The organism is Stenotrophomonas panacihumi (assembly GCF_001431645.1).
Lineage (GTDB): Bacteria > Pseudomonadota > Gammaproteobacteria > Xanthomonadales > Xanthomonadaceae > Stenotrophomonas_A > Stenotrophomonas_A panacihumi.
In genome coordinates this window covers 36,598-63,545 of sequence record NZ_LLXU01000076.1, presented here as the reverse complement: position 1 = coordinate 63,545, position 26,948 = coordinate 36,598, and the positions used below count along the sequence as shown (strand labels likewise).

19 protein-coding genes are annotated in these 26,948 nt (G+C 66.4%); 9 read left to right on the top strand and 10 right to left on the bottom strand.

The genetic code is table 11. The annotated features are described in order from the left end of the window. The first annotated feature begins 92 nt into the window (after positions 1-92). The 4 genes from ARC20_RS09330 (at position 93) to ARC20_RS09320 (ending at position 8,284) form a co-directional block, all read left to right on the top strand. Positions 93-5,384 (top strand): RHS repeat domain-containing protein, encoded by a 5,292-nt coding sequence (locus ARC20_RS09330; RefSeq protein WP_237642550.1) that lies wholly within the window; start codon positions 93-95, stop codon positions 5,382-5,384. After that, on the top strand, positions 5,381-6,307 hold the full coding sequence (locus ARC20_RS17965) for an RHS repeat-associated core domain-containing protein (protein ID WP_108143317.1): 927 nt from the start codon (positions 5,381-5,383) through the stop codon (positions 6,305-6,307). Before ARC20_RS09330 ends, ARC20_RS17965 begins: the two co-directional genes overlap by 4 nt. 3 nt (positions 6,308-6,310) lie before the next feature. Further along, positions 6,311-6,691: a DUF7668 domain-containing protein gene (locus tag ARC20_RS18310; RefSeq protein ID WP_146165795.1), complete on the top strand. Its 381-nt coding sequence runs from the start codon at positions 6,311-6,313 to the stop codon at positions 6,689-6,691. A 445-nt stretch (positions 6,692-7,136) separates the two neighbouring features. Then, positions 7,137-8,284 (top strand): IS3 family transposase gene (locus tag ARC20_RS09320; RefSeq protein ID WP_181360122.1). Its coding sequence is split into 2 segments (ribosomal slippage): positions 7,137-7,389 and positions 7,389-8,284, totalling 1,149 coding nucleotides; the frame shifts between segments, so codons are not numbered across the junction. 328 nt (positions 8,285-8,612) lie between these two features. On the opposite strand, the gene ARC20_RS09315 is transcribed toward ARC20_RS09320, so the two are convergent. From ARC20_RS09315 to ARC20_RS09295, 5 genes are all read right to left on the bottom strand, one after another. Beyond that, positions 8,613-11,087, bottom strand: coding sequence for a S9 family peptidase (locus ARC20_RS09315; RefSeq protein ID WP_057646504.1), 2,475 nt, complete (start codon positions 11,085-11,087; stop codon positions 8,613-8,615). Positions 11,088-11,204: 117 nt separating this feature from the next. Further along, a complete protein-coding gene (locus ARC20_RS09310) occupies positions 11,205-11,756 on the bottom strand; it encodes a hypothetical protein (RefSeq protein WP_057646503.1) in 552 nt (183 codons plus the stop codon). A gap of 104 nt (positions 11,757-11,860) precedes the next feature. Then, entirely contained in the window at positions 11,861-14,938 is a 3,078-nt protein-coding gene (locus ARC20_RS09305; RefSeq protein ID WP_057646502.1) for an efflux RND transporter permease subunit, read from the bottom strand. Beyond that, entirely contained in the window at positions 14,935-16,038 is a 1,104-nt protein-coding gene (locus ARC20_RS09300; RefSeq protein ID WP_057646501.1) for an efflux RND transporter periplasmic adaptor subunit, read from the bottom strand. The genes ARC20_RS09305 and ARC20_RS09300 overlap by 4 nt, the downstream gene beginning before the upstream one ends. A 91-nt stretch (positions 16,039-16,129) precedes the next feature. After that, positions 16,130-16,744 carry a TetR/AcrR family transcriptional regulator C-terminal domain-containing protein gene (locus ARC20_RS09295; RefSeq protein WP_237642549.1) on the bottom strand — a complete coding sequence of 205 codons (615 nt, stop codon included), beginning with the start codon at positions 16,742-16,744 and terminating at the stop codon, positions 16,130-16,132. Positions 16,745-16,993: 249 nt separating this feature from the next. Between ARC20_RS09295 and ARC20_RS09290 the strand changes: the two genes are divergently transcribed. Both ARC20_RS09290 and ARC20_RS09285 read left to right on the top strand, forming a co-directional pair. Beyond that, positions 16,994-19,132 carry a TonB-dependent siderophore receptor gene (locus ARC20_RS09290; protein ID WP_081418116.1) on the top strand — a complete coding sequence of 713 codons (2,139 nt, stop codon included), beginning with the start codon at positions 16,994-16,996 and terminating at the stop codon, positions 19,130-19,132. A gap of 93 nt (positions 19,133-19,225) precedes the next feature. After that, complete coding sequence (locus ARC20_RS09285) at positions 19,226-20,197, top strand: alpha/beta hydrolase (protein ID WP_081418115.1); 972 nt, start codon at positions 19,226-19,228, stop codon at positions 20,195-20,197. Here the strand turns inward: ARC20_RS09285 and ARC20_RS09280 are convergent, their stop codons facing one another. Continuing rightward, the gene (locus tag ARC20_RS09280; RefSeq protein ID WP_057646499.1) at positions 20,198-20,956 is read right to left on the bottom strand and encodes an SDR family oxidoreductase; all 759 of its coding nucleotides are present in this window, start codon (positions 20,954-20,956) and stop codon (positions 20,198-20,200) included. It abuts the gene before it with no gap. A 98-nt stretch (positions 20,957-21,054) separates the two neighbouring features. Between ARC20_RS09280 and ARC20_RS09275 the strand changes: the two genes are divergently transcribed. Continuing rightward, on the top strand, positions 21,055-21,960 hold the full coding sequence (locus ARC20_RS09275) for an AraC family transcriptional regulator (protein ID WP_057646498.1): 906 nt from the start codon (positions 21,055-21,057) through the stop codon (positions 21,958-21,960). A gap of 12 nt (positions 21,961-21,972) precedes the next feature. Here ARC20_RS09275 and ARC20_RS09270 read toward each other — a convergent pair whose 3' ends face one another. Together ARC20_RS09270 and ARC20_RS09265 are read right to left on the bottom strand one after the other, a co-directional pair. Next, a complete protein-coding gene (locus ARC20_RS09270) occupies positions 21,973-22,626 on the bottom strand; it encodes a TetR/AcrR family transcriptional regulator (protein WP_057646497.1) in 654 nt (217 codons plus the stop codon). Between the two features lie 128 nt (positions 22,627-22,754). After that, positions 22,755-23,630: a LysR family transcriptional regulator gene (locus tag ARC20_RS09265; protein ID WP_057646496.1), complete on the bottom strand. Its 876-nt coding sequence runs from the start codon at positions 23,628-23,630 to the stop codon at positions 22,755-22,757. 92 nt (positions 23,631-23,722) lie between these two features. On the opposite strand from ARC20_RS09265, the gene ARC20_RS09260 reads away from it, so the two are divergent. Both ARC20_RS09260 and ARC20_RS09255 read left to right on the top strand, forming a co-directional pair. Beyond that, positions 23,723-24,232 (top strand): SRPBCC family protein, encoded by a 510-nt coding sequence (locus ARC20_RS09260; protein WP_057646495.1) that lies wholly within the window; start codon positions 23,723-23,725, stop codon positions 24,230-24,232. A gap of 26 nt (positions 24,233-24,258) precedes the next feature. Then, the gene (locus tag ARC20_RS09255; protein ID WP_057646494.1) at positions 24,259-25,380 is read left to right on the top strand and encodes an NADH:flavin oxidoreductase/NADH oxidase; all 1,122 of its coding nucleotides are present in this window, start codon (positions 24,259-24,261) and stop codon (positions 25,378-25,380) included. A 47-nt stretch (positions 25,381-25,427) separates the two neighbouring features. On the opposite strand, the gene ARC20_RS09250 is transcribed toward ARC20_RS09255, so the two are convergent. Next, on the bottom strand, positions 25,428-25,832 hold the full coding sequence (locus ARC20_RS09250; RefSeq protein WP_146165797.1) for a hypothetical protein: 405 nt from the start codon (positions 25,830-25,832) through the stop codon (positions 25,428-25,430). Positions 25,833-25,950: 118 nt separating this feature from the next. Continuing rightward, entirely contained in the window at positions 25,951-26,871 is a 921-nt protein-coding gene (locus ARC20_RS09245; RefSeq protein WP_057646492.1) for a M14 family metallopeptidase, read from the bottom strand. Positions 26,872-26,948: the final 77 nt, after the last annotated feature.

Below are 26,948 nucleotides of genomic sequence, written 5' to 3'. Positions count from 1 at the left end.
CGAACTTGCAATGTCGTAGTCCGGGGAGCCCCTGAAGGGGCACGAGGAGAAAGGGGTTGAATAGGGAAGCTGTTTGGCTGCGCCGTATCGGCGTGGCTGTAGCGCTGTGCGCGTGGGTGGGCCAGGTCAGCGCGGTCGAGCCATACCAGGAATACCGAAAGCGTATCGAGGCGGCCCAGAACATGACCGCGCTGAAGAACAATCTCTTCGGCGACAGCGTCAGCCTCTATAACGGCAAGACCGACTTCTCGGTGACAGACATCGATCTGCCCGGTAACAACGGTTTGCCGGTACGCCTATCCCGGAACTTCAGTGTCGAGCTGCACCTAACGGGCAGCGCCACCTCGTTCAATGCTAACCTCGAAGGCGCGGGTGGCTGGAACGTGGATGTGCCCTACATCTCGGGCACCTTCGCCAGCGGTGGTAGCAGTTGGGCCGATACCCGATGCAGCGTGTCCATGGTGCCGACGGTGCCGGGCGGCTTCTCGCTGACGGATATCTGGCAGGGCAACAGCATCCATATCCCGGGCGGCGGCGACCGCACCATGCTGGGTCTGGAGAGCAATACGCCCAAGCCCTCCGATGGCGTAACGCGCAAGTGGACCACGAGCCAGCGCGACGCCATCGACTGCATCCCGATGGTCTCTGGCCTGACCGGTGAAGGCTTCCGGGTCAGCACGACCGATGGCGTGCGTTACTCCTTCGACCAGGCCGTTAGCCGGCTCGCCGGGACGATGCGCAAGTCGCTTGGTCTCGGCGGCGCAGCGCAGGCTAGCCGCACCAAGATCTACTTACTGGCTACGAAGGTCGAAGACCGTTTCGGAAACTGGGTGCAGTACCAGTACGACGGGAACGGTCATCCGACTCGCATCTGGTCCAGTGACGGACGTGAAATCACGCTGACCTACAGCGGGATGGACCTCACCTCCGCCAGCGCAAACGGCCGAACCTGGTCCTATGGATATGGTTCGGTAACGGGCGCGAGCGGCACGCAGACCCGTTTGACGTCCGTTACGTTGCCAGACAGCAGCAAGTGGACCTACGGATACTCGAATGCGTTGGATCCCTCGGCCGTTACGTGGGATGGAAACTCCACGTCCAATTGCGCGGAGCAGCCCCCGGAGACGGGTTGGAACTTCACGCTGACCGCAACGCATCCGAGCGGTGCGACGGGCAGCTTTGTGTTCTCGAATGTTCGCCACTACCGCAGCGGCGTACACATGAGCCAGTGCCTGCAGCGAGTCAACAACACGAATGGTGAGGGCGGAGTTCCGGAGAACAACTACTACTATGAGCTGGGCGTTCCGAACTTCTTCGATGTAATGACCCTGACGGGCAAGACCATCAGCGGTCCTGGCATCGCGACGCCGCTGCAGTGGACCTACAGCTACGGCGGAGGCTATCAGGGGCTCTGGGGGAGCTCAGGAACCGCGGCCAATTATCCCTGCACGACCTGCGCGACCGAAAAAGAAGTGGTGGTCGTCAATCCGGACCAGACCCGCATCAAGTATCGCTACGGCTTCGAGTACGCCTTCAACGAAGGCAAGTTGTTGGGCAGCAGCACGCTCGATGCGGCCGGCAATGTCGTCAGCACCAGCGCGACGACCTACATGACGACCGCCCAGGCCGCCGCCCAATCCTTCGCACCGCGCTACGGCATCATCTACAACGGCGACGATCCGAGCTCGGCACAGGTGCTGCCCGAGACGGGGACGGTGATCCAGCAGGACGGCGCCAGCTACCAGAGCACGACCAACAGCTTCGATACGTTGGCGCGGCCGGTCAGCGTCACAAAGGCCAGCCCGTGGTACTCGCGCACCGATGTGACCGACTACTACGACGACACCGCCAAGTGGATTCTCAACCAGCCCTCCAAGGTCACCAACAGCAATACCGGCCTGGTGGCTTCGCAGACCAGCTACAACGCCAGCGCCATGCCTTCCCAGGTGTGGGCCTTTGGCAAGCTCCAGCAGACGCTGACCTATAACGCAGATGGCACCGTGGCCACGGTGGCCGACGGCGCCAACCACGTCACCACGCTGGGCAGCTGGAAGCGTGGCAGCCCGCAGTCGATCACCTATGCCGACAACACCACGATGTCGGCGGTGGTGGACAACAATGGCTGGATCACGTCGGTGACCGACGAGAACGGCTACGTCAGCAACTACGGCTACGATGCGATGGGGCGTATTTCCAGCATCGCCTATCCCACCAGCGACACCGTCGCCTGGAACAGCACCACCCAGGCCTTCGCGCAGGTCAGCGGCACGGAGTACGGCCTGGGCGCCGGCCATTGGCGGCAGACCGTCTCGACCGGCAATGCGCGCAAGGAAACCTATTTCGATGCGCTATGGCGCCCGATCGTCACGCGCGAGTACGACAACGCAAACATTACGGGCACGCAGCGGTTCCAGCGCTTCGCCTACGACGAAGAGGGGCGGCAGGTCTTCGCCTCCTATCCTGGCACCAGTGATGCCCTGACCACCGGCAACTGGACCGAGTACGACGCGTTGGGGCGCACCACGTCCGTTTCGCAGGACAGCGAGCTGGGTCTGCTGACCACTACCACCCAGTATCCGGGCAGCAACCAGACCCGCGTGACCAACCCGCGCGGACAGGTCACCGTGACCGGCTACCAGGTATTCGACCAGCCGGACTACAAAACCCCGGTGTGGATCCAGCATCCGGAAGGCGCCTATACCGATATCCCGCGCGACTTGTTCGGCAAGCCGACGTCCATCGTGCGTCGCAATGCTGACAGCACGACGAAGGTGACGCGCAGCTACGTCTACGACGGCTATCAGCAGCTGTGCAAGACGGTCGAGCCGGAGACGGGCGCGACGGCCACGGGCTATGACGCTGCCGGCAACGTGATCTGGAGCGCCGCCGGCCTCACCTTGACCGGTACGGCCAGTTGCGACGCGCAGTCGGCTTATGACTCCGGCCGCCGCGTGGATCGCACCTACGATGCCCGCAACCGGCTGAAGACCCTGAGCTTCCCGGACGGCAACGGCAACCAGAGCTGGACGTACTACAACGACGGCAAGCCATCGCAGATCGTCACCAACAACGACGCCGGCACCACGCAGACGGTCAACACCTACACCTATAACAAGCGCCGCCTGTTGACCGCGGAGACGACTGGCCAGGTGGGGACGTTCAACTGGAGCATGGGATACGGCTACGACGCCAACGGGGCGTTGGCGAGCCTGACCTATCCCAGCGGGTTGGCCGTGGGCTATGCGCCCAATGCCCTGGGCCAACCGACGCAAGCCGGAACGTACGCCACGGGTGTCAGCTACTACCCCAATGGCGGCATGAAGCAGTTCACCTACGGCAACGGCATCGTGCACAAGATGACGCAGAACGCTCGCCAGCTTCCGGCCGAGGTCACGGATGGTGGCGCACTCAACAATAGTTACTTCTACGATGAAGTCGGGAATGTAGCCAAAATCATCGACGCTTTGGATCATGGGCGTGACAGGACGATGCAGTACGACGGCCTGGACCGCCTCACGCAGGCGACCTCGACCTCGTTCGGCGGCGACGGGGTGATGAAGTACACCTATGACGTGTTGGACAACCTGCGCAGCGCCAAGCTGACGGGCGTCAAGCAGTACAACTACGTCTACGACGCCACCAATCGCCTGAGCAACATTCGCAACGACGCCGGTGCCACGACGATCGGCCTGAGCTACGACGTGCAGGGCAACCTGAGCAACAAGAACGGGCAGGGCTTCGCCTTCGACGTCGGCAATCGCCTGCGCACGGCCACCGGCAAGGAGTCCTATCGGTATGACGCCCAGGGCCGTCGCGTGGTGTCCACCGACCTAGTGAGTGGCGGCAAGATCTATTCGATGTATGGCCAGGACGGGGCGCTACGCCGCCAGCAGAACGAGCGCCAGGGCAAGAACTTCGAGTACATCCAGCTCAATGGCAGCCTGGTGGCCAAGCTCACCACGGTCGTGGCGCCCGTGGCACCGACGCTGACGGCGCCGGCCTACAGCAACAACGGCAGCTACACCATTAGCTGGAATGCCGTGCTGTCAGCGACAAGTTACGAACTGCAGGAGAAGGTCAACAGCGGTGCCTGGGCGGGGGTCTATACCGGCGCGGCCCAGTCGTGGGCCGCAACCGGCAAGACGGGGGCGACATACACCTATCAGGTGCGTGCCTGCCAGAACGGGGCCTGTAGTACATGGAGCGCACCGGGTAGCACGGTTGTGCAGCTGCCGCCGTCGGCCACTACCAGCGTCACAGTGGCGGCGAAGGCGCCGAACGGCAACTACACCGTGAGCTGGGGAACCATTGCCGGCGCTTCCACCTACAAGCTCGAGGAAAGCGTCAACAGCGGCGCTTGGACAACGGTGCAGAACACGGCTTCGATGTCGGCCGCTTATAGCGGTCGTGCCGCCGGCACGTACGCCTACCGCGTGAGTGGGTGCAACCCGGCTGGCTGCGGACCTGTGTCTACCACGGCCAGCACCCAGGCGTACTACCCGCCAGGGTCTGCTCCGTCGATCTCGGTGCCGGGCCAGAGCCTGGGGGGAAGTTACTCGGTCAGCTGGTCGACGGTCAGCGGCGCGGACACCTATCGACTGGAAGAGAGCGCCAACAACGGAGCATGGACTTTCGTGACCGAGATTGCTGGTACCAGCCAGCCCTTCTCGGGCAAAGCGACGGGCAATTACAGTTATCGGGTACAGGCCTGCAACGGAGCGGGCTGTGGGCCGTACTCCAGTACAGGGACCGTCGGTGTCATTCAACCGCCCGCGGCACCGTCACTCAGCGTGCCGTCCAGCAGCACGACGGGTAGCTACAGCGTCACCTGGAACGCGGTGGCCATGGCGGTGAACTATCGCCTGGAGCAGAGCGCGAACGGTGGTGGCTGGGGATTGATCCAGGATGATGGATCGACCGGGCGCGGCTTCAGTGGCGTGGGGCAGGGTAGTTATGCGTATCGCGTGCAGGCTTGCAACGCGGCGGGCTGTAGCGGCTACTCGAACACCGGAACCATCAGCGTCACGCCACCACCGCCGACACCGACGATTACCAGCTCGGTGAAGTATCAATGGAAGGAGGGCAAGAACACCAAGATCCGATGCGAAGTGCAGTGGACGGCGAGCGCAAGCGCGACGAGTTATGACTTGGCTGTGGCCTCAAACGGGTTGGTTCAGTACAGCGGGCCGCTGATTTCGATTAGTGCGGCGAATGCTAACTACTGTGCGCCCTCGCACGTGGTTAGGGCGTGCAATGCGAGTGGGTGCTCTGCTTACTCCTCGCCGCCCTACACGCAGGGTTTCCAAGACCTGGGTGATCTAGGTGCCGCGGCAGCGGCTCAGGCGAATAGCATGCAAGGTTTCGGACTAGGAGAAGGCGAATGAGTCGATGGGCGCGTGGAAGGAACACCATCACTAACGTCATGTGGGCGGGTCTGGTGTGGTTCGGCTTTGCCACGGGTGCGTCGGCCCAAATGACTACCGTGGAGTACATCCACACCGACGCACTGGGATCACCAACGGTGGCGACCAATGCATCGGGCGTTGTAGTCGAGCGACAGGCGTACGAGCCATATGGCGCGCCGATTTCCCATGGGCCGACAGATGGCCCAGGGTTTGCTGGACATGTAGAGGACTCGGCAACTGGGCTGACCTACATGCAGCAGCGCTATTACGATCCGATGGTGGGTCGCTTTCTATCTAACGATCCAGTGACGGTAGATGCGACCAATGGTTGGAACTTGAATCGCTTCGGCTATGGCGCAAACAACCCCTACAAATTTAAGGATCCGGATGGTCGAATAATTGACACAGTTGTTGATATCGGCTTCCTAGCCTATGACGTATACTCAATTGCGACCGAGGGTGCCACTCCCACTAATATGGCAGCGCTCGGTGCGGACGCCCTTGCGACTGTAATTCCTGGCGTTACGGGTGCTGGTCTTGCTGTTCGTGCTGCCGAGCATGGTGCGGAGGCTGCTGTCCATGTCGCCGAGGGGGCAGCTCACGCTACCGAGACCGCGAATGCAGCGGCAAAGGCCGAAGGCAAACTCCCAAAGCCTCCTACCGGTCCAGGCTCGGTTGCAAAGTCTGAGCGTGATCCGAAGCGCTATTTCTCTTCTTCTGAGCGAGAGGCCAAGCGAGCTGAGCAAGGGGGGCAGTGCGCGAACGGATGTGGCACGCAGATTGATGCGAGTAACTCTGCTGGGCATCACATTGATCGCCATGCGGATGGCGGGCCATCTGTGCCAGAAAATCACGCGGAAGTTTGCATTGAGTGTCACAAAGAGTTGCATTCTGGGGGCTAACGAATGAATGAATCTACTGGATTGATTAAGGATGAAAGCCTGCAGCAACCAGTTCCGCCTGCTTGGAGGTCTACCATTGAAAAGATCGTTGATTCTCTGGTCTGCGGGAATTTTCAGCTCGTCGGTATCGAATGCGTGCGAAGTCAGCCTCTTGATGACGCGCAGAGGTTGAGAAAGGGTATTGAGCAGTATGGTCGGCGACTGACAAAGCTGCCGGTCGAGGCGTGGGAGACGTCGGTTTGCTTGTGGATGGGTCTTTATTGGGATGTCTTCATCGATCTCTACACTGAGGAGGAGGGACTGAGCGATTTGGTGTTGGCAATTCGAATATGGGAACTAGATGAAAATTTAGAATTTGAAGTTCTATCAGCGCACGTACCTTAGTGAACATCCGAGCACTCGCGGGCGCTATCCATGACTCGAGGCGACAGCAGACGTGTCCGGGAGTAGATCATCAGTCGAGAATTCTGGCCTCTGTTGGCGCGCGTGGATTCGCTTGGGACCTGCGCTCTCGAGCGAATTTCGCGGGGGTTTTCATCCCTTCACTATTCGGTCATTCCTCGTTATAGATATCCCGCCACGCCACGCCACGCCACGCCACGCCTCGCGATCCGTCCAGACTCGGTCCCATAGAGATTCGGTGAGGTCGCGGCAGAGCGTGGTGCGCAAGCCGGAATCGCCTCGCAATTGGATAGTCCTGTTCCAGGTCCTGGTGATGTTGCTGGCGCGCTTATCCTCGTCTATGCGGTTGGCGAAATTGGCTGCATGGACCGACCAGGCTTTTGTAGACACCTAGGAGCCATACTTCATGGCAATGACCGAGGTGTCCATGAGCAACAACAGGCAGTACACGGCTGAGTTCCGCAGCGAGGCAGTGAAGCAGGTGCTCGAGCGTGGCTTCACGGTGGTGGACGTGGCCGCGCGGATCGGGATCCCCAAGCACACCCTGTATGGCTGGGTGCAGGCGGCAAAGAAGGCGGCTCCCGCAGCCAGCCCGGCGGTGGCGAGCGACTCGGCCGAAGTGCGTCGGCTCAAGGCCGAGCTCAAGCGGGTGACCGAGGAGCGCGACATCCTAAAAAAAGCCGCCGCGTACTTTGCCAAGGAGTGAAGGCGAAGTACGCGTTCATGCGTGCGCATGCCCGCGAGTTCCGGCTGGTGGCGATGTGCCGGGTGCTGGGCGTGCAGCGCAGCGGGTACTACGCCTGGGTGCGCCACGGTACCAGCGTCCGTGAGCGCGAAGACCAGCGCCTGCTGGGCCTGATCAAGCACCACTGGCTGGCCAGCGGCGGGGTCTACGGCTACCGCAAGATCACCCTGGACCTGCGGGAAGCCGGCGAGACCTGTAGCCGGCACCGGGTGCGACGCCTGATGCAGGCCGAAGGCCTGCGTGCCCAGGTCGGCTACGGCCGCAAGCCGCGCCATCGCGGCGGTCCCGTGGGGGTGGTGGCCAACGTACTCAACCGGGAGTTCGCCCCGAAGGCGCCGAACAGGGTCTGGGTCACCGACATCACCTACATCCGCACCTACGAAGGCTGGCTGTTCCTGGCAGCGGTGATGGACCTGTACTCGCGGCAGATCGTCGGCTGGGCCACGGCGCCGACGATGACTAGCGATCTGGTGCTGCAGGCGCTGGTCGCCGCGGCGTGGCGGCGCAAACCGGGGCCGGGCGTGCTGGTCCACTCCGACCAAGGCTGCCAGTTCACCAGCAGCGACTGGCAGTCGTTCCTGAAGGCGCACCGGATGGTGCCGAGCATGATCCGCCGTGGGAACTGCCACGACAACGCCGTGGCCGAGAGCTTCTTCAGCGTCTTGAAGAAGGAGCGGATCAAGCGGCGGATCTACCCGAACCGGGCCACCGCGGCCTCGGACGTGTTCGATTACATCGAGATGTTCTACAACCCGATCCGCCGGCACGGTTCCGCTGGCGGGGTGTCACCGGTAGAGTTCGAATGGCGCTACGCGCAAAGCGGCAACTGAGTGTCTACGGAACTCTGGCCGGTCCACGTTGACGGTGGGGACAATTGAACGCAGACCTATGGCGGTGGGCATAATTGTCCGCGTCAAATGAGCATGGTTAGCGCGTGTACTGGGCAGACTTCACCGCGTACAACAACGACAAGCACTAATTGTGGTCAGGGGACACTAATTACGATCACCTACAACGGGCCGCACCAGCCCGACATGCAATTTCGCATAATGTATATTATGTTTAACCCGGAAGACGTCATCAGGCAGCGCTTCCAGGCAAACAACAAGGGCGTGACCTCACGGCCACGCCCTGTTGAAACCTGCACCACCTGATCGCCTACTTCTGCGCCGGCGCATTCTTCACATAAGTATCGAACCAGTTGAGCATCTCGTACACGACCTGCTCATTCGATTCCAGCGCCGTGTACCAATGCGGTTCGTGCGGCAGCATCACCAACCGGGTGGTACCGCCGTTGCCACGGATCGCCTGGAACAACTTGACCGACTGCACCGGCTCGGTCCCCGGATTGGCGTCGTCATCGCCATGCACCAGCAGCAGCGGCAGCTTGATCTTGTCGGCGAAGAAGAACGGCGACGCCTTGCGGTACACCTCCGGCGCTTCCCACACCGAGCGGCGTTCGTTCTGGAAGCCGAACGGCGTCAGCGTCTTGTTGTACGAGCCACTGGTGGCGACACCCGCCTTGAACAGGTCGGTATGCGCGACCAGGTTCGCGGTCATCAGCGCACCGTGGCTGTGGCCGGTAACGCCGATGCGGTTGCGGTCGACCACGCCCAGCTCGACGGCCTTGTCCACCGCCGCCTTGGCGTCCGCTTCCAGCTGCTCCAGATAGGTGTCGTAGGCGGTCTTGGGGTCGCCGACGATCGGGAAGCTGGCGTTGTCGATGATCGCGTAGCCCGCCAGCAGCATCAGACGGTAATACGGCAGCCGGGTGAACGTGTATTGGCTGCCACTGACCTGCCCGGCCTGTTCGCTGCTGGCGAAATCGGCCGGGTAGGCATACAGGATCGCCGGCAGGCGCTCGCCTTCCTTCCAGCCCGGCGGCGTGTACAGCGTGAACGACAGGTCCAGCCCGTCGGCGCGCTTGTAGGTCACTAGGCGCTTCTTGATCTGCCGCACTTCCGGCGTCGGATCCGCCACCTGCGTCAGCTGGGTACCAGTGAAGGCGTAACGCGGCTCGCCCTCGGCGGCGTCGGCCTTGCGCTCGCCCAGCGTGCGCACGAACGCATTGGGCGGATCCAGCAACGATTGCCGCCAGGTCAGGAACGCCCCGGGCGTGCTGGAGAACGCCAGGAACTGGTCGTAATCGTCTTCCCCGCTGCGGAACAGGCGCTCGCTCTTGAGCGACGAGAGCTCCAGCTTGTCCAGGAACGGACGGTCACCCTTCGGCGAGGCGCCCTGCCCGCGCAGGAATACCGCATCGCCGTCCATGCGCACGACCGATGCGCCGTTGGGCAGGCGCCGGTAGACGAAGTTGCCCGGGTCCTTGTACAGCTCGTCGCTGGACATGTCCCACAACACCCTGCCCTCGTCGCCACGCTTGTCGACGTCGACGATGCGCACGGTCTGCCAGTGGCGGTTCTCGTCCATCTCGTACTGGAACGCCATCGACGGCTGCGGCGACCACGCGTAGCCGACGAAACGCTGGCGGGTGCGGCCGATCTCGCTGGGCTTGCCACTGAACGGCGCCTTCCAGCTCATCACCTTGTCGCGATGTGGCACCTCGACCTTCCAATCACCCTTGTCCAATGCTTCGGACCACACCAGCGTGGCCGGCGCGGTGGCGCGCCAATCGAAGTTCACCGGGCCTTCGGGCACGCCGTGCACGGGCACGCGGTCGGCCAGCGGCAGGCTGGCGATCAGCTTCGACGTACCGCCGGCGACATCCAGCACCGCCACGTCATGCGGAAAACGCTGGTAGGTGACGGTGTGTGCGTACGGCGGCTTGATCGCCTCGACCAGCACATGCACGCCATCCGGCGCACCGTTGACGTCGGTGTAGATCGCCGGCTGCCCGACGTTGCGCACGCTGCCGCTGGCCGCATCGACCACCGCCAGTTGCGAGCTGCCGTACCAGGCGAACAAGGCTTCGTCATGCGCGCTGGTCAATAGATCGCGCGCCTCGTAGGTGCTGCTCTCGCCCTGCCCGCCCAGCGATTGCTGGATGTTCGGGCCGATCCCGGCGGCATCACTGGCCGGCGGCGCGCCCTGGTTGTCCGGCACTTTCTTCACCAGCAGGGTCTTGCTGCCATCCAGCCACTGCACCGCGGCGTCGAAGATCGGGTTGAGCGCCAGCCCCGGCACCTTGTGCACGCGCCCGGTGGCGGCATCACCCAGCCACAGTTCGACCGCCGTGGCGGTCACGTTCTGGAACGCGAACTGGCGGCCATCCGGCGACCACTGCGCGGCGCCGGGGCAAGCGCCTTCGGGCAGCGCGACCGGCGTCTGCTTGCCGCTGGCGACATCCACCAGCGCGAACTCGGCCACGCAGGCCGGAATGCCGTAACCGGCGCGGGTGTCGTGGCGGCTGCGGTTGGCAGGCTCCAATCGCACGCCGGCCAGTTTCAGGTAGGGACGTGCGACGCGCTCGATCGACGGATAGGTCTGGCTGGTGGTCAGCAGGATGCGCTGGCCGGTCGGGTCCACGCTCGGCGTCGGCGGTGGCGGCGCCTTCAGCACCTTGAGCAGGTTCTCCGGCGGCGCGTCGTAGGCGGCGAACGCCGGCGCGGCCAAAGCCAGGCCGCTCAGCAGCACCAGCACGGCGCCGCGGGAATGGGATTTACTCGATGACAAGACAAGGTCTCCTTGGGAATGACCGGTTCCGGCACAGGTGCCTCCCCCTCCCCGAGTCTGGCCGAGCCTGTGGAAGGGCATCAATATGCCCTTCGTCAGGGGCGAGGCGCTTGCCGTTCAACCCGGCCTGCAGAAGTTCTCTTCCTTGCTACCCCACTGGCGAAGCACTTCCCGGAACAACGGGGAGGCACCGCGACGGCGTTTCTCCTTCTCTTCGATCGTCACCCGCTTGGGCTCGCCATCCGAGCGCGGGCCGGTGAGCAGGTTGGCCGGACGGCCAATCAAGCGTTCGTCCAGCGCGACGCGCTGCCATGGCTGGCCGTCGACGGACTGATAAGCCACGTAGGGCGGCATGGGTCGCCCGAGCGCATACCAGGTTTCACAGCGATAGAACGCGGCGACCAGCGACCAGGTGCGCTTGTCCGGCGCATAGTCGATCAGCATCGGCACGTAGGCGTCACGCCAGGCGGGGGGCTGGGTGACGCCCGCGGGAAGCTGCTCGAAGGCGATCGACATCTCGCTCTGCTCCCAGCTTTTGGGCCCGCCCAGCTCCGAGCGCTGCTTGCCCGTTGCCGTGCGCGCCACCTCCAGGCGCTGGCCGTCCTGCAGCTGCACGTCCTCCCGCCATGCCAGCTGGACCTTGTCGCAGCCGCCCAGCACCCACAGCACGGGGACAAGAAGAAAGAGACGCCGCCTACGAACCCGGTGCATGCAATCACCCCTCCTATGGAAGTGGACGCGCGTCAGCGTTACCCGCGCCGACGCGCAAGACCTCAACCCGCCGTTTCACCATGCGGATGCGAAGACCGGTGCCGGAACTTGCGCGACACCCATTCGCCCAGGTCATCGACCACGGTGAACGCCGCCGGGATCACGATCAGGCTCAGCAGCGTGGAGGTGATCAAACCGCCGATCACCGCAATCGCCATCGGCGCGCGGAAGCTCGAATCACCCGCGAACCCCAGCGCAATCGGCATCATGCCCGCGCCCATTGCCAGCGTGGTCATGATGATCGGCTGCGCGCGCTTGCGGCACGCATCGACCAGCGCGTCGTGCTGGCTCAGCCCATGCTCGTCCTCGGCGATCACCGCGTAGTCCACCAGCAGGATCGAGTTCTTGGTCGCGATGCCGATCAACATCAACAAGCCGATCAGCGCCGGCAACGACAGCATGTTCTGCGTGATCAGCAGCGCACCGAACGCACCGCCGGCGCACAGCGGCACCGCCGCCAGGATCGTCACCGGCATCAGCGCATGGTTGAACAGCAGCAACAGCACCATGTAGATGCACACCAGGCCGGCGGCCATCGCCAGCAGGAAGCCGATGAACAGCTCGACGAACACCTCCGCATCGCCCGTGTTGAGGAAGCTCACGCCCGGCGGCAGCTTCTTCACGCTCGGCAGCTGCTGCACCTGTTCCATCACCTCGCCCAGCGGCCGGCCGTTGAGTTCGGCGGTCAGGGTGACGTTGCGCTGGCGCTGGTAACGCGAGATCTGCGAGGGGCCGCTGCCCATCTCGATATCCGCCACGGCCGACAGCGGCACCGGCCCGTAACGGCCCGGCACGCGCAGCTGGCCGATCAGCGCCGGATTGGCCAGCGTGGCCTCGGCGAAACCGACGCGAATCGGCACCTGCCGGTCCGGCAGGTTGAGCTTGGCCAGGCGTTGCTCGTAGTCTCCTGCGGTCGCAATGCGCGCGGCCTCGGCGATGTCGGCGGTGGCCACGCCCATGTCCGCCGCACGCGCGGGATTGGGTACGATCTGGATTTCCGGGCGCAGCAGCGAAGCGGTGGAGGTCACGCTGCCCAGGCCCTGGATGCCGCGCAGGTCGCGCTCCAATGCGGTGGAAGCATCCTGCAGGCGCTGCGGATCGTCGCCGGAAAGCACCAGCTGCAGCAGGTTGCCCGGCTCCGAACTCACGTAACTCACCCGGACACCGGGCAAGTCCGCCAGGCGCGCACGCGCGTCGCGTTCGAGCGCGCGCTGGTCGCGTTTGCGCTCGTCGGCCACGCCCCAGTCCAGCACGAGCGTGGCCTTGCGCGCATCGGCGACGCCGGTGGTCGAAGGATCACCCAGGTCCAGCACGCTACCCACGGCGGTATACACCTGCTTGAGCTCGGGCATGTCCTTGAGCAGCGCACGCGCATGTTCGGACACCGCCACGGTTTCCTGCAGGCGGGTGCCGGGCGGCAGTTCCAGGCTCAGGTTGCTGCGGCCGAGGTCGGACTGCGGGATGAAGGTCGCCGGGATCAGCGGCACCAGCGCCAGCGAAGCGACGAACAACCCGGCGGCGATCCACAGCGTGCGCCCGCGATGGCGCAGCGCCGCGTCCACCCAGCCCAGGTACCAGCGCATCAGCTTCGAGTCTTCCTTCTCCTCGCCATGCGGCTTGAGGATGTAGGCGGCCATCATCGGCGTGAGCAGGCGGGCCACCAGCAGCGAGAACAACACGGCGGTGGCCGCGGTCCAGCCGAATTCGCGGAAGAACTTGCCGGCGATGCCCGGCATGAAGGCCACCGGCACGAACACCGCGGCCAGCGTGAGCGAAGTGGCGATCACCGCGTTGCCGATCTCGCCGGCCGCCTCGCGCGCCGCCTCCAGCGGCGGCTTGCCCATGCGCAGGTGGCGCACGATGTTCTCGATCTCCACGATCGCATCGTCCACCAGGATGCCCACCACCACCGACAACGCCAGCAGCGTGATCATGTTCAGCGTGAAGCCGAACCAGTACATCACCGCGAAGGTCGGGATGATCGACAGCGGCAGCGCCAGCGCCGACACCCACGTCGCGCGCCAGTCGCGCAGGAACAGCCACACCACCAGCAGGGCCAGCAGCGCGCCCTCGTAGAGCATGGTCATCGAAGAATCGTAGGAGCGATGCGTCTCGTCGATGGCCGTGGTGACCAGGCGGAAGTCGATGCCCGGGTGGCTGGCCTTGAGGTCGTCCAGCGCCTTGTGGACGCCTGCCTCCACCTTGACCTCGCTGGAGCCGCGCGTGCGCGACATCGAGAAGGCCACCACGTCCTTGCCGTCGAGCAGCGCCGCTTCGGTCGGGTCGGCCGCCGCGTCGGTGACGTTCGCCAGCGTGGACAGGCGCACGGCGCGGCCGTCCGGCAGGCTGATCGAGTAATCGCGCAGCGCCTGCGCATCACCCACGGTGCCGAGCGTGCGGATGGTCTGCTGCGCGCCTTCCAGCTCGGCCTTGCCGCCCGCGCGCTCCACCTGGATCTGCGCCAGCTGCTGCGACACGTTGCCGGCGGTGATGCCGAAGGCGAGCAAGGCATTCGGATCCAGGTCCACGCGCACCTGGCGCTGCACGCCGCCCACGCGGGTGACGCGCGCCACGCCGGGCACGCCGTACATCGCGCGCGAGATGTCGCGGTCGACGAACCAGCTGGCCTCATCGGCGGTCATGCGCGGGGCGACGAGCACGTAGGTCATCAGCGAGCCGCCGATATCGACCTTGGAAATCACCGGCTCCTGGATGTCCTGCGGCAGGTCGGTGCGGATGCGCGTGACCGCGTCGCGGGTGTCATCGAGCGCGGTGGCGAGGTCCGCCTCCAGCTGGAACTCGATGCTGGTGGTGCTCACGCCTTCGCTGACGGTGGACATCACCCGCTTGACGTTGTTCACCGTGGCGACCGAATCCTCGACCTTGCGCGTGACCTCGGCCTCCAGCTGGCTCGGCGAAGCACCGGGCTGGGTGACCGTCACGGTGGTCATCGGGAAGGCGATGTCCGGGAAGCGCGCCACCGGCAACTGGTGGAAGCCCCACAAGCCGGCCACGCACAACACGAAGAACACCAGCAAGGCTGGCAGCGGGCGCTTGATCGCCCAGGCGGAGAAATTCATCGCGCACCCGCCTTCGCGGCGGCGGCGGCGACCACACGCACGCGGTCGCCCTCGCCCAGGAAGCCGGCGCCATCCACCACGACCTGCTCGCCGGCCTTCAGCCCTTCGACGATCTCGGTGCGGCCCTGCGTCACCTGCCCGGTGCGCACGCGGCGACGCTGCGCCTGCTGCTTGTCGTCCACGAGGAACACGTAGCTGTGGCCGTCGCGCTGCACGATGGACGCGCTGGGAATGGTGAGCGCCTGGCCGTCGCCGGTGACGATGCGGCCTTCGACATACACACCCTGCTTGAGCGCGCCCGGCGCCGGCAGGTCGGCATAGATGGTGCCGGTGCGGGTCTGCGAATCCACGCCCGGGCTCACCGCGCGGATGCGACCGACGACATCCTGGCCGCCGTACGGAAGCGTGACGGTGTTGCCGACCGCCACGCCGGCGAGCTGCGCTTCGGAGAGCTCGGCGCGCCACTCCAGCCGATTGTCGCGGATCAGCCGCAGCAGTTCGCTGCCGGCGGCGACCACCTGCCCCGGCTGCACGAGCCGCTTGGAAATCACGCCATCGGCGGGCGCGCGCAACTCGGCGAAATCGCGTTGCAGCTTCGCCGAATCGCGACGCGCACGCGCGGTGGCAGTTTGCGCCTCGGCATCGGTGCGGGTGGCACGCAGCTCATCCAGGCTGCTGGCGCTGATCAGCTTCTCTGCGGCGAGTTTCGCGCCGCGTTCGTAGTTCAGGCCGGCCAGCTCCTGCGCGGTCTGCGCCTGGCGCAACGAGGCATCCGCCTGCGCCAGCTCGCTGTCGAGCGTGCGATGGTCCAGCTCCAGCAGCACCTGGCCCTTCTTCACCCACTGGCCCACGTCCACGTTGAGCGCGGTCACGCGCTGACCACTGAGCTCCACGCCCAGCTGCATTTCCTCGAACGCCGACACCGGGCCGGACACCAGCACCGTGCGCGCCATTCGCTGCGCCTGCGCCGGCGCCAGGCTGACCGCCAGTGCGGAGGCCTGGCCGCTTTCGTCTTCGCTTTTCTTGTCCGCGCCGCCGCAGGCCGCGAGCGACAACACCATCAGGACGGGAACATACCAACGCAGGGAATCGACACGCATGGAGATCTCTGTATGCAATGGGAAGAATGCCGCCGGGGCGGGAACACGCTTGCGTTGGCTGGCGGGTAGTACGGGGTGTTGAAAGGTCTGGCTAGCGGCCGTCCGCAGGCGGCGGCAAGCGCAGCGCCACGCCGTCGAGCAGCAACCCGACGCCCTGCACGAAACGGCGCTCCAGGTCCGGCTCGGTGAGGAAATGCCGCGCCTGCCAGCAGTACGGGAAGCGCGCCTCGGCCATGGCGAGGAACGTCGCTTCGACCTCCTCCATCCCGGCCCCGTTCTCGGGCAGCGACTGCTCCTCGATCACGAAGCCGAGCACGTAATAGATGAGGTCCATCGCCGTGGTGGCGGCGAAGTCGATCGTCGCGCCGGCCTGGGCCAGCGAGGAAATCGTCACCTCGGCCACGCGCATGACGTTCTCGGTGGCCAGGTAGGTGCCGGCGTAGACGCGCGCGCCGTCGCGATGCGCCTTGAAGGCACGGCGGAATTCGTGGGCCAGCTGCAGCAGCGTCTCGCGCCAGGACTGCCCCGCCGGCACGTCGCGCGCGACGTCGTGGATCAGCGCATCGGCCATCGCATCGACCAGCGCCTGCTTGCTCTTGAAATGCCAATACAGAGACGGCGCACGGATTCCCAGCTGGCAGGCGACCTTGCGCAGGCTGACGCCTTCCAGGCCCGCTTCGTCGAGCAGGCGGAACGCCGAAGCCACGATTTGATCCCGCCCGATGGCCTTCCGCATGGCCCACCTAACGCTGTTAGACGCGGCGAATCTAACAACGTTAGGCGCGTCCTGCAAGGCGCTCCGGCGTGCCCGGCCCTGCCCGGCACGGTCGTGCGACGGAATCACGCAGTTTTCACAATTCGTGCCAATAAGAACCATTCCCATGTAAACTGCGCGCCGCGGACGCCGGCAGCCCTGCCCTCGCCCAGCACCTTTCACTCCCGGATCCCCACCAACATGTCCAATTTCTCCCGTCGCGCCGCGGCCCTGCCGCGCTACTCCGTGCTGGCCTTCGGCCTGCTGGTCGCCCTCCACGCGCAGGCCGATGAAGCGGCCTCCGGCAGCGTCGAAGCCACCAACCTCGACCAGGTTCGCGTGGTCGCCCAGCGCGCCGAGCGCGTCAGCAACGGCGCCACCAACCTCGACCTGGCGATCAAGGACACCCCGCAGTCGATCAGCGAGGTGACCAGCGAGCAGATGCAGGCCTTCGGCGTCAACACCGTCAACGACGCGCTGCGCATGGCCACCGGCATCGTGGTCGACGAATGGGAAACCAACCGCACCACCTACACCGCGCGCGGCTTCGACATCGCCAACACGCAGATCGACGGCATCGGCCTGCCGAACGGCTGGGGCATCGCCACCAGCTCGACCGACTCGTTCGCCTACGAGAAGCTGGAAGTGATCCGCGGCGCCAACGGCCTGCTGACCGGCGTGGGCAACGCCGCCGGCACCATCAACTACGTGCGCAAGCGCCCGACCAACGAAGAACAGGGCGTGGTCGGCATCAGCTACGGCACCTGGGGCACCAAGCGCGTGGAGGCCGACTACTCCACCCCGTTCACCGCCGACGGCAGCTGGGCCGGCCGCGTGGTGGCCGCGCATGAGGACGGCGATTCCTGGCTGCGCGGCAAGAGCGACAAGCGCGACTTCTTCTACGGCGTGGTCGACGGCCAGATCGGCGAGAACGGCACGCTGACCGCCGGCTACTCCAGGCAGAAGACCCGCACCGACGGCAACATGTGGGGCGCGCTGACGTTCATGTACAGCGATGGCACGCAGGCCGAGTGGGACCGCGGCGCGTCCACCACGCAGGACTGGACGATGTGGGATACCACCACCGACTCCGGCTTCATCGAATACACCCACCAGGTGGCCGAGGACTGGCAGCTGAAGCTGGCCTACAACTACCGCCAGATCACCAACGACACCAAGCTGTTCTACGCCACCGACTACTTCGGCACCGGCCTGGAGCCGGGCACGAACCTGGGCCTGTACGGCTACCCGTGGGGCGGCTGGGACAAGACCACCGCGCACCTGGGCTCGGCCACGATCAACGGCCACTTCGACATGTTCGGCCTCGACCAGGAAGTGATGTTCGGCGTCAGCTACGCGCGCAGCGAAGGCAACAACAAGGAATACGCCGGCGCGATGTGCGGCGACGCGGTGTGCGGCTACCTGCCGATGCCGGGCTTCCCGTGGGCCGGTGACGTGATCCCCGAGCCGGTGTGGGGCGACCTGTCGCTGTACAGCACGCTCAACCAGCGCCTGAAGCGCGCCTACGGTGCCGCGCGCCTGTCCTTCACCGACCGCCTGAAGGCCGTGGTCGGCGTGAACTACGCCAACTACCACCGCGACGGCGTCAACTACGGCGTGGTGTTCGACCAGACCGAAGGCAAGACCAGCCCGTACGGCGGCCTGACCTTCGACTTCAACGAGCACGTGCTGGGCTATGTCAGCTATTCGGACATCTACCAGCCGCAGGAACAGAGCGACGCCGACGGCCGCTACCTCGACCCGACCAAGGGCTCGAACTACGAAGTGGGCGTCAAGGCCGACTGGTTCGACAAGCGCCTGCTGACCACCATCGCCCTGTTCAAGGCCGAGCAGGATGGCCTGGCCACCGGCGCCGGCTACAACGACAACGGCCAGTACTACTACACCGGCGTGGACGTCGAATCGAAGGGCGTGGAGTTCGAAGCGACCGGCAAGGTGTCGGAGAATGTCAACCTGGTGTTCGGCTACACCGCGCTGAAGCTCACCGGCGACGACGGCGACGATACCTACCGCTGGGTGCCGCGCCGCACCGCCAACCTGATGCTCAGCGCCCGCCTGCCGAGCTACACCGCGCTGCAGTTCGGCCTCGGTGGCCGCTGGCAGAGCAACATCTCCAACGTGGAGAGCAGCGACTTCGCCGTGCGCCAGGACAGCTACGCGGTGCTCAACGGCTTCGTGGCGTGGGATTTCCTGCCCGACGCGACGCTGCGCTTCAACGTGAAGAACATTACCGACGAGAAGTACATCAACTCGCTGCGCTACAGCGGCTACTACGGCGCACCGCGCAGCTACACGGTGAGCCTGGACTGGCGCTTCTGATCGGGCAGCAGGTATAAGTCGAGCTTCATCCATCGAGGGGGTCGGTTGATCCCCTCGATTTTTTTTGCGCGACCTTCGTACAAGGAAGAACAGATGCACCAACGGTTGTCGATCGGACTGCTCGTGCTGTGCCTGGCCGCTTGCGGCAAAACACCGGAATCCACGCCTCCCGACACGGCCGCGACGGCCGCGCCCGCCACCGCACCGACGACACCGGCAGCGCCCGCCAGCGGCCAACGCGGCCAGGGCCTGCCTTACGAAGTCACCGGCAGCGAGGTCTGGAACGTGCCCGACCCGGTCTCCGGCCGCGACTACCAGGTCTTCGTCGCCCTCCCCCGCGGTTACGCCGACGCGCCCGAACGCCGTTACCCGGTGCTGTACGTCACCGACGCCGATTACGCCTTCCCGCTGATCCGGCAGATCGCGCGCCGGATCAACCTCGACGGACCGCAGGTCGACGACTTCATCCTCGTCGGCCTCTCCTACGCCGTCGGCGAGGACGGCATGCGCAGCCGCCGGCGCGACTACACCCCCACCGCGGCCGGTTCGGACGGCGCGCCGGCCGATGCCGTGCATGGCCAGGCCGACGCCTACACGCGCTACCTGCGCGAACAGGTGCTGCCTTTCGTCGCCGGGCGTTACCGCACCGACGAAGCGCGCCGCCTGTTCCTCGGCCATTCGTATGGTTCGCTGCTCGGCAGCCAGATCCTGCTGAGCGACCCGGGCATGTTCTCCGGCTACCTGCTGGGCAGCCCTTCGTTCTGGTACGACCACCATGTGATGGAACAGCGCGAGAAGCAGTACGCGCAGGCGCACCAGGATCTGCCGGCCGCGGTCTACATGTACGTCGGCGAGTACGAGGAAGCACGGCCCGGCGACCCCAGCCGCACGACGACGGCCTACATGGTGAGCGATACCCGCCGCATGGCCGCCGCGCTGCGCTCGCGCCACTACGCCTCGCTGCGCCTGAAGGTGGACGTGCTCAATGACGAGGACCACCTCAGCGTCGCGCCGCGCGGCTTCACCCACGGGCTGAAGTTCCTGCTCGGCGCGGGCAAGGGCTGATTACGCCCGGCCGCCGAGTTCGGCCATCCATGCCTCGGCATCGGCGCCGGCCGGAATGCGCAGCGGCGTGTTCGCATCGGTGGCCGCCCGCCACACGGCTTGCGCGACGTCGCCCGCGTGCGTGACCGGGCCACTGCCGTCGCGCAAGCCGGCGATGATGCGCGCGATGGATTCGGCGTAATCGGGATGATCCTGTCCGTGCAGGAATGCCTGCGCGTTCGCGCCGAAGCGGGTTTCCGGCGAACGCCCCGGCAACACCAGCCGCACGCGCACGCTGAAGGGCTCCATTTCGATGGCCAGCGAAGCGGTGAAGGCATTCACCGCTGCCTTGCTGGCGCTGTAGACGCCGACCAGCGGCAACGCTTTCAGGGTCACGGTGGAGGTCACGTTGACCACCACGCCGGCGCGGCGCGCGCGGAACTGCGGCACGAAGGCCTGCGTCATCGCCAGGGTGCCGAACAGGTTGGTCTCGAACAGGGCGCGCGCGGTGTCGGTGGGCATCAGTTCGACCGGCACCGGCGCCCCGATGCCGGCGTTGTTGACCAGCACGTCGATCGGCCCGGCCGCCTCGACCAGCGCGGCGATGCTCGCCGGATCGGTGATGTCCAGCGGCAGGATGCGCAGGCGGTCGGAGGCCGGCAGCGCGTCCGGGTTCGGGGTGCGCATCGTGGCGATGACCTGCCAGCCCTGCTGCAGGAACAAACGGGCGGTCTCCTGGCCGAAGCCGGAAGAGCAGCCGGTGATGAGGACGGTGGACATGGGCAATACCTCGCATGGGGAACCGACGCCTAGGCTAGGCCGTGCCGGAAGGACGAACTACACTCCAAAGTCCATCATTCTTTCGCGAGCGTCCTGCCATGACCGACCCCTTGGCCGAGATGGTCGGCCTGCTGCAGCCGGTGGCGCGGTTTTCCAAACTCGTCGAAGGCGCCGGCGCCTGGCAGGTCCACCGCCCCGGCAATGGCGACCCGTTCTACTGCGTGCTGCTCGAAGGCCACTGCCGCATGACCGTGGACGGCCAGGCGCCGCTCGACTTGCAGGCCGGCGACTTCGTGCTCGTGCCGGCGATGCGCGACCTGCGCAACGCCAGCCTCGATGGCGAAGACACCCCGCCCGACATGCCGGTGAAGCTGGGCGAAGGCCACTTCCGCATCGGACGCCAGGAAGGCCCGGCCGAGCAGCGCATGCGCATCGGGCATTGCAGCTTCGGCTCGCCGGATGCGTCATTGCTGGTCTCGCTGCTGCCGCAGGTGCTGCACGTGCGCGGCGTGCCACGCCTGGCCACGCTGGTGCAGTTGGTCGGCGAGGAAACGCTCGCGCAGCGCCCGGCACGCGAGATCGTGCTCGAACGCCTGCTGGAGGTGCTGCTGATCGAAGCGCTGCGTAACGGCGGCACGACCGGCACGGCGCCCGGGCTGGCCCTGGGCCTGGCCGACGAACGGCTGGCCGCGGCATTGCGCGCGATGCACGGCCGCCCCGAAGCACCTTGGACCGTGGCCGCGCTGGCGCAGCACGCCGCCCTGTCGCGTTCGGCATTCTTCGCCCGCTTCAGCCGCATCGTCGGCGTGGCGCCGATGGAATACCTGCTGCATTGGCGCATGGCGTTGGCCAAGCGCCTGCTGCGGGAGGGCGCCGTGGACATCGCGCGCATCGCCGAGCGCGTCGGCTACAGCTCGGCCAGCACCTTCAGCGTCGCGTTCGCGCGGCAGGTGGGCGCCCCGCCGGCGCGCTATGCCCGGCACGGTGCGACGGCCGCCGCCTGAGCCTTCGCGACGCTAGGCGATTTCGCGGGGGCTGGCGCTCGCGCGCTCGCGCACGCCATGGCGCAGCATGGCCACCGCATGTTCGACCACCGCCTCGGCGGCCTGCGCGTCGGGCGGGCCGCCCAGCACGGTCAGCGGCAGCATGGTCATGCCGAACACCGACATCAGCACGAACTCCGGCTTCAATGCCGGGCTGATCAGGCCATCGCGCTGCCACGCCTCGATATGCGCGGTGGTGCGCTGCTCGCCGATGGCGTCCAGTTGCGCGCGCATGCGCACGCGCAGCAAGCCGCCTTCGCTCATGACCTCGCGCACCCACAAGCCCGGCAGCCAGGGGCAAATGCGGGCCTGCGCGACGAGGCTGCGGGCGAAGGCCGTCAGCGCGTCGATGGGATCGGCATGGCCGCACAACGCCTTGATGAGCGAGGTGCGCAGCGGCATCAGGCGCTCTTCGATCAATACGTCGAGCAACTTTTCGCGCGTGCTGAAGTGGTAATGGATCATCGCCTTGGTGACGCCGGCCTCGGCGGCGATCGCGCTGAGCGGCGTCTGCGCGATGCCGCGCTGCGCGAACAAGGTCAACGCGGCGTCGAGCAACTGGTCCTGCAGCGGCTCGCCTTCGCGCGTGCCGCGGGGCCGGCCTGGCCCGCGCGCACGAACGGGCACCTCGTCTGTGGCTGCGCTGCGCGTGGGAGGGCGCTTTCTGGACAACGGCGTGACCCGCTGAATACGGTGGATGGGCAAAAAACTAGCGGGCGCGCCGGCGCCTTTCAAGCCAAAAAAACTGCATGGATTCAGTTTTCGACCAGGCCGCGCCGCAGGGCTTCCACCGCGTGCGTCGCGCGTGCGGACAACGGCCACTCCGCGCGATGGATCAGCCACAGGGTATCGACTACCGGCGGCTCGCCTTCGACCACGGCGATGCGATCCTGCCGCGCGAACGCCTGGCGTGCGTAGCGCGGCAGCACGGTGAAGCCGAGCCCGCGTGACACCGGTTCCAGAATCAATGCCACCTGGTTGGTGAAACCGTGCACGGGCAAGGCGCGCGGGCTGTAGTCGGCAGGAAAGCGCCGGCTCAGCAGCCGCGCCGCCATGGCCTGGCCATCGGGGTGATCGATGAAACCCAGCCGGCGCAGGTCTTCCCATTCGCCCGCGCGCGCGCCCGAGGGCACCACCAGCTCCAGCGGCTCGCTGGCGAACGGACGGGCGGCTACGCGCGGGTCGTCCGGCCGCACCGTGGTGATGCCGAGTTCGTAACGCGATTGCAGCACCGCTTCGAGCACCTCCGGGTCGGGCGCGAAACGATGGCGGATCACCAGCCCCGGCGCGGCCTCCTGCAACGCGAGCAGGCGCGGATAAAGCATCAGGCCGACGCTGCCGGGCGTGATGACGCTGATCTCGCCCTGCGTGATGCCGCCATCGGCGAGCCGGGCTTCCAGCCGCTTGTCGGCCTGCTGCAGCTCGCGTGCATAGGCGAGCAGCGCCTGCCCGGCCGGCGTGAGCTGCTGCTGCCGGCCACGGCGAAGCAGCAGGGGCCCGAGGCGCTGTTCGAGCTGGCGCATGTGCTGGCTGACCGCCGCCTGGGTGAGGCCGAGGCGGTCCGCGGCGAGGGTGAAGCCGCCCTGCTCGTGGATCTCCACGAAGGAGCGCAGCCAGAGGGGATTCAACATAAGGATATTTTGTGGAGACGATAAGAATCCATGCATTTTGATTATGCACTCGCGTCCCTACGCTGGGGGAAGTTCCTTGCGAGTCCCCCTCCATGCACGCCATCCACTGGCCCGACGGCTACCTGCCGGGCACCACCGAAAATTTCGCCTCCAACGAGGTCATCGTCGCCGGCCTGACCGCCGCGCAGGTCTGGCCGTTCCTGGCCATCGCCCCCCGCTGGCCGGACTACTACGCCAACTCGGCCAACGTCGGCTTCCATGGCGGCGCCGGCCCCGAGCTGGCGCCAGGCACCCGCTTCCACTTCGAGACGTTCGGCTTCCCGGTCGAGGCCGAGGTGACGGAGTACATCCCGCCACAGGCAGGCGCGCCCGGCCGCGTGGCCTGGCATGGCTGGGCCGGCGAAGGCGACACCCGCCTGGACGTGCACCACGCCTGGTTGGTGGAAGACCTGCCGGGCGGTCGCGTGCGCGTGCTGACCCAGGAAACCCAGAAGGGCAAGCCGGCCGAAACCCTGGCCAGCACCCGTCCCAACCCGATGATCAACGGCCACCAGGACTGGCTGGACGGCCTGGTCGCCGCCGCCCGCCGCGAGCGCGCCTGATCCCCCTCCCCCCCTTCGAGAAACCCATGTCCGCTCTGTTCACCCCCTTCACCCTGAAGGACGTCACCCTGCGCAACCGCATCGCCGTGCCGCCGATGTGCCAGTACAGCGCCGTCGAAGGCTTCACCCAGGACTGGCATCCGGCCCACTACGCGGGCCTCGCCCGCGGCGGCGCGGGCCTGGTGATCGTCGAGGCCACGGCGGTGTCGCCGGAAGGCCGCATCACCCCGTATTGCACGGGCTTGTGGGACGACGCGCATGTCGAGGGCATGGCGCGCGTCGCCACCGCCATCAAGGCCGCCGGCGCCGTGCCCGGCATCCAGATCGGCCACGCCGGCCGCAAGGCCAGCGCCAACCGCCCGTGGGAAGGCGACGACCATCTCCCCGCCGATGACCCGCGCGGCTGGGAGACCATCGCCCCCTCGGCCATCGCGTTTGGTGGCGGCTTGCCGCAGGTGCCGCGCGAGATGACGCGGGAAGACATCGCCCGCGTGCAGGCCGATTTCGTTTCCGCCGCCCGCCGTGCCCGCGAGGCCGGCTTCGAATGGCTGGAACTGCATTTCGCGCATGGCTACCTCGCGCAGAGCTTCTTCTCCGCCTACAGCAACCAGCGCGACGACGCCTATGGCGGCAGCGTGGACAACCGCGGCCGCTTCCTGCGCGAGACGGTCGAGGCCGTGCGTGCAGTGTGGCCCGAACACCTGCCGCTGACCGCGCGTTTCGGCGTGATCGAATACGACGGCCATGAAGAACAGACGCTGGCCGAATCCATCGATCTCGTCCGGCAGATGCGCGAGCGCGGCCTGGACCTGCTCAACGTCAGCATGAATTTCGTGATTCCCCAGGTGAAGGTGCCTTGGGGCACGCCGGCCTTCCTCGCCCCGGTGGCCGAGCGCGTGCGGCGCGAGGCCGGCCTGCCGGTCGCTTCAGGCTGGTGCATCGACGGCGCCGACGCTGCCGAGTCGGTGATCGCCCGTGGGCAGATGGACGTGGTGATGATCGGCCGCGCGCACCTGGCCAACCCGCACTACCCGTACGCCTTGGCGCAGACGCTCGGGGTCGAGCAGCCCGCATGGACGACGCTCCCCGCTCCCTACGCGTACTGGCTGTCGCGTTACCGCGGGCCCGGCACGGCCTCCGCGCAGTAAGCCCGCGTTGCCGGCTGCGCGCGGGAATTCCCGCGCGCAGCCCGGCACTACTTGCAGGCTTGCTGCACGCGGTTGTCCCACAAGCTCGACATCGCGAAATCGCGTTTCAGCCCTACCGCCTCATACGCAGCCGCGCGCTGCGCACGCACGGATTCGCAACTGCCGCCCTTCCACTGCCGCGCGCGCGGAGCCTTCCCCGCCCCGCGCACGCGTCGTGCGCCCGATGCGCGCCGTGCCGCTCCCCGCGGCACGCTGCGACCGGCCACCGCCATCGCCATGGGCGGCGGATGCACCGCCACGCGCCATGCCGAATGCGTCCCGCGGCCGATGCAGGGCGTCGCCTCGCAGGCCACGTCCCTTCCCTGCTGGCTACGCTGGACCTCCTGCGCCATCGCCGGCGCGCAGAACAGCGCCCATCCCCAGAACCCGAATCTCCACACGTTCATTGCCATCCTCCTGTGCGAAACAGGATGGCGGTCGGGCACGTCCACGCCCAGCGGCGGACGCCGTGGGCGCGGCTAGGGAAACGGAACTGCATGCGGCGGGAAACACCCCCGCCGCGTATCGGCCTCAGCCTTGCGCCAGCGCGTAGTCCAGCGACGCCCGGATCGCCGCGACCTGCGCCGCGTTGCACTCGGCCGGCGTGGCGTTGGCACTGTCCGGGTAGACCTCGGTGGTGGTCGTGTAGACCGCATCGGTGATGCCGGCACACAAGCCCAGGCGCTTGACCGGGTATTCGATCACGCCCGGCGCCACCACCGGCGAGCCGATGATCAGCCCGCGCGCATCGGCCGGGGCGATGTGGGTGACACCGGCGACGGCCGCGACCACGGCACGCTGGAAATCCAGCTGCGGGTTCTCGCTGTCGCCCACCAGGTAGAAGCCATCCGGAATGCCATCCGGCTCGAACGGCTTGCCGTCGCGCGCGGCCAGCGCCGGGCGAAACTCGCTTTCGTCGGTATCGGTGGTTTCGTGCAGGTCGATGTGCAGCCGCACGCGCTGGCGGATCGGCGACACCAGCGACCACAGCGCGGCCGATTCACCGGCCGGGCTGTCGGCGCGGAAGGAGCGGTTGGGGTCGATGGCATTCGGGTTCCAGCGATGGATGCGCTCGTAGCCCCACGGGCTCACGCACGGCACCACCAGCAGGTTCGCGCGCCCGGCGTATTCGCGGGCCGCCTCGCGCAGGAACTGCAGCGCGCCCTGCACGCCGCTGGTCTCGTAGCCGTGCACGCCGCCGGTGACCAGCGCGGTGGGCAGGCCCTCGTTCCAGGCGCGGCTGCGCACGGCATACAGCGCGTAATGGTCCGGCGCGTAATCCAGCTCACCGTACACGTGGACATCGAAATCGCCGCGCAGCGCCTCGATGCCGGCCACCACTTCCTCCTCGTAGCTGCGCAGCTTGCGCTGGCGCGCGCGCCACTGCTGCTTCTCCGCCTCGCCCCAGGGCTGGCCGGGGATACCAATGGGATAGAAGGCGGAAGCGGACATCGGCGAACCTGCTCAGGGAAACGGAGCGCCATGATACGCCCCGCCCGCGCGCGGCCGGCACGCGGCCTGTCATCGGT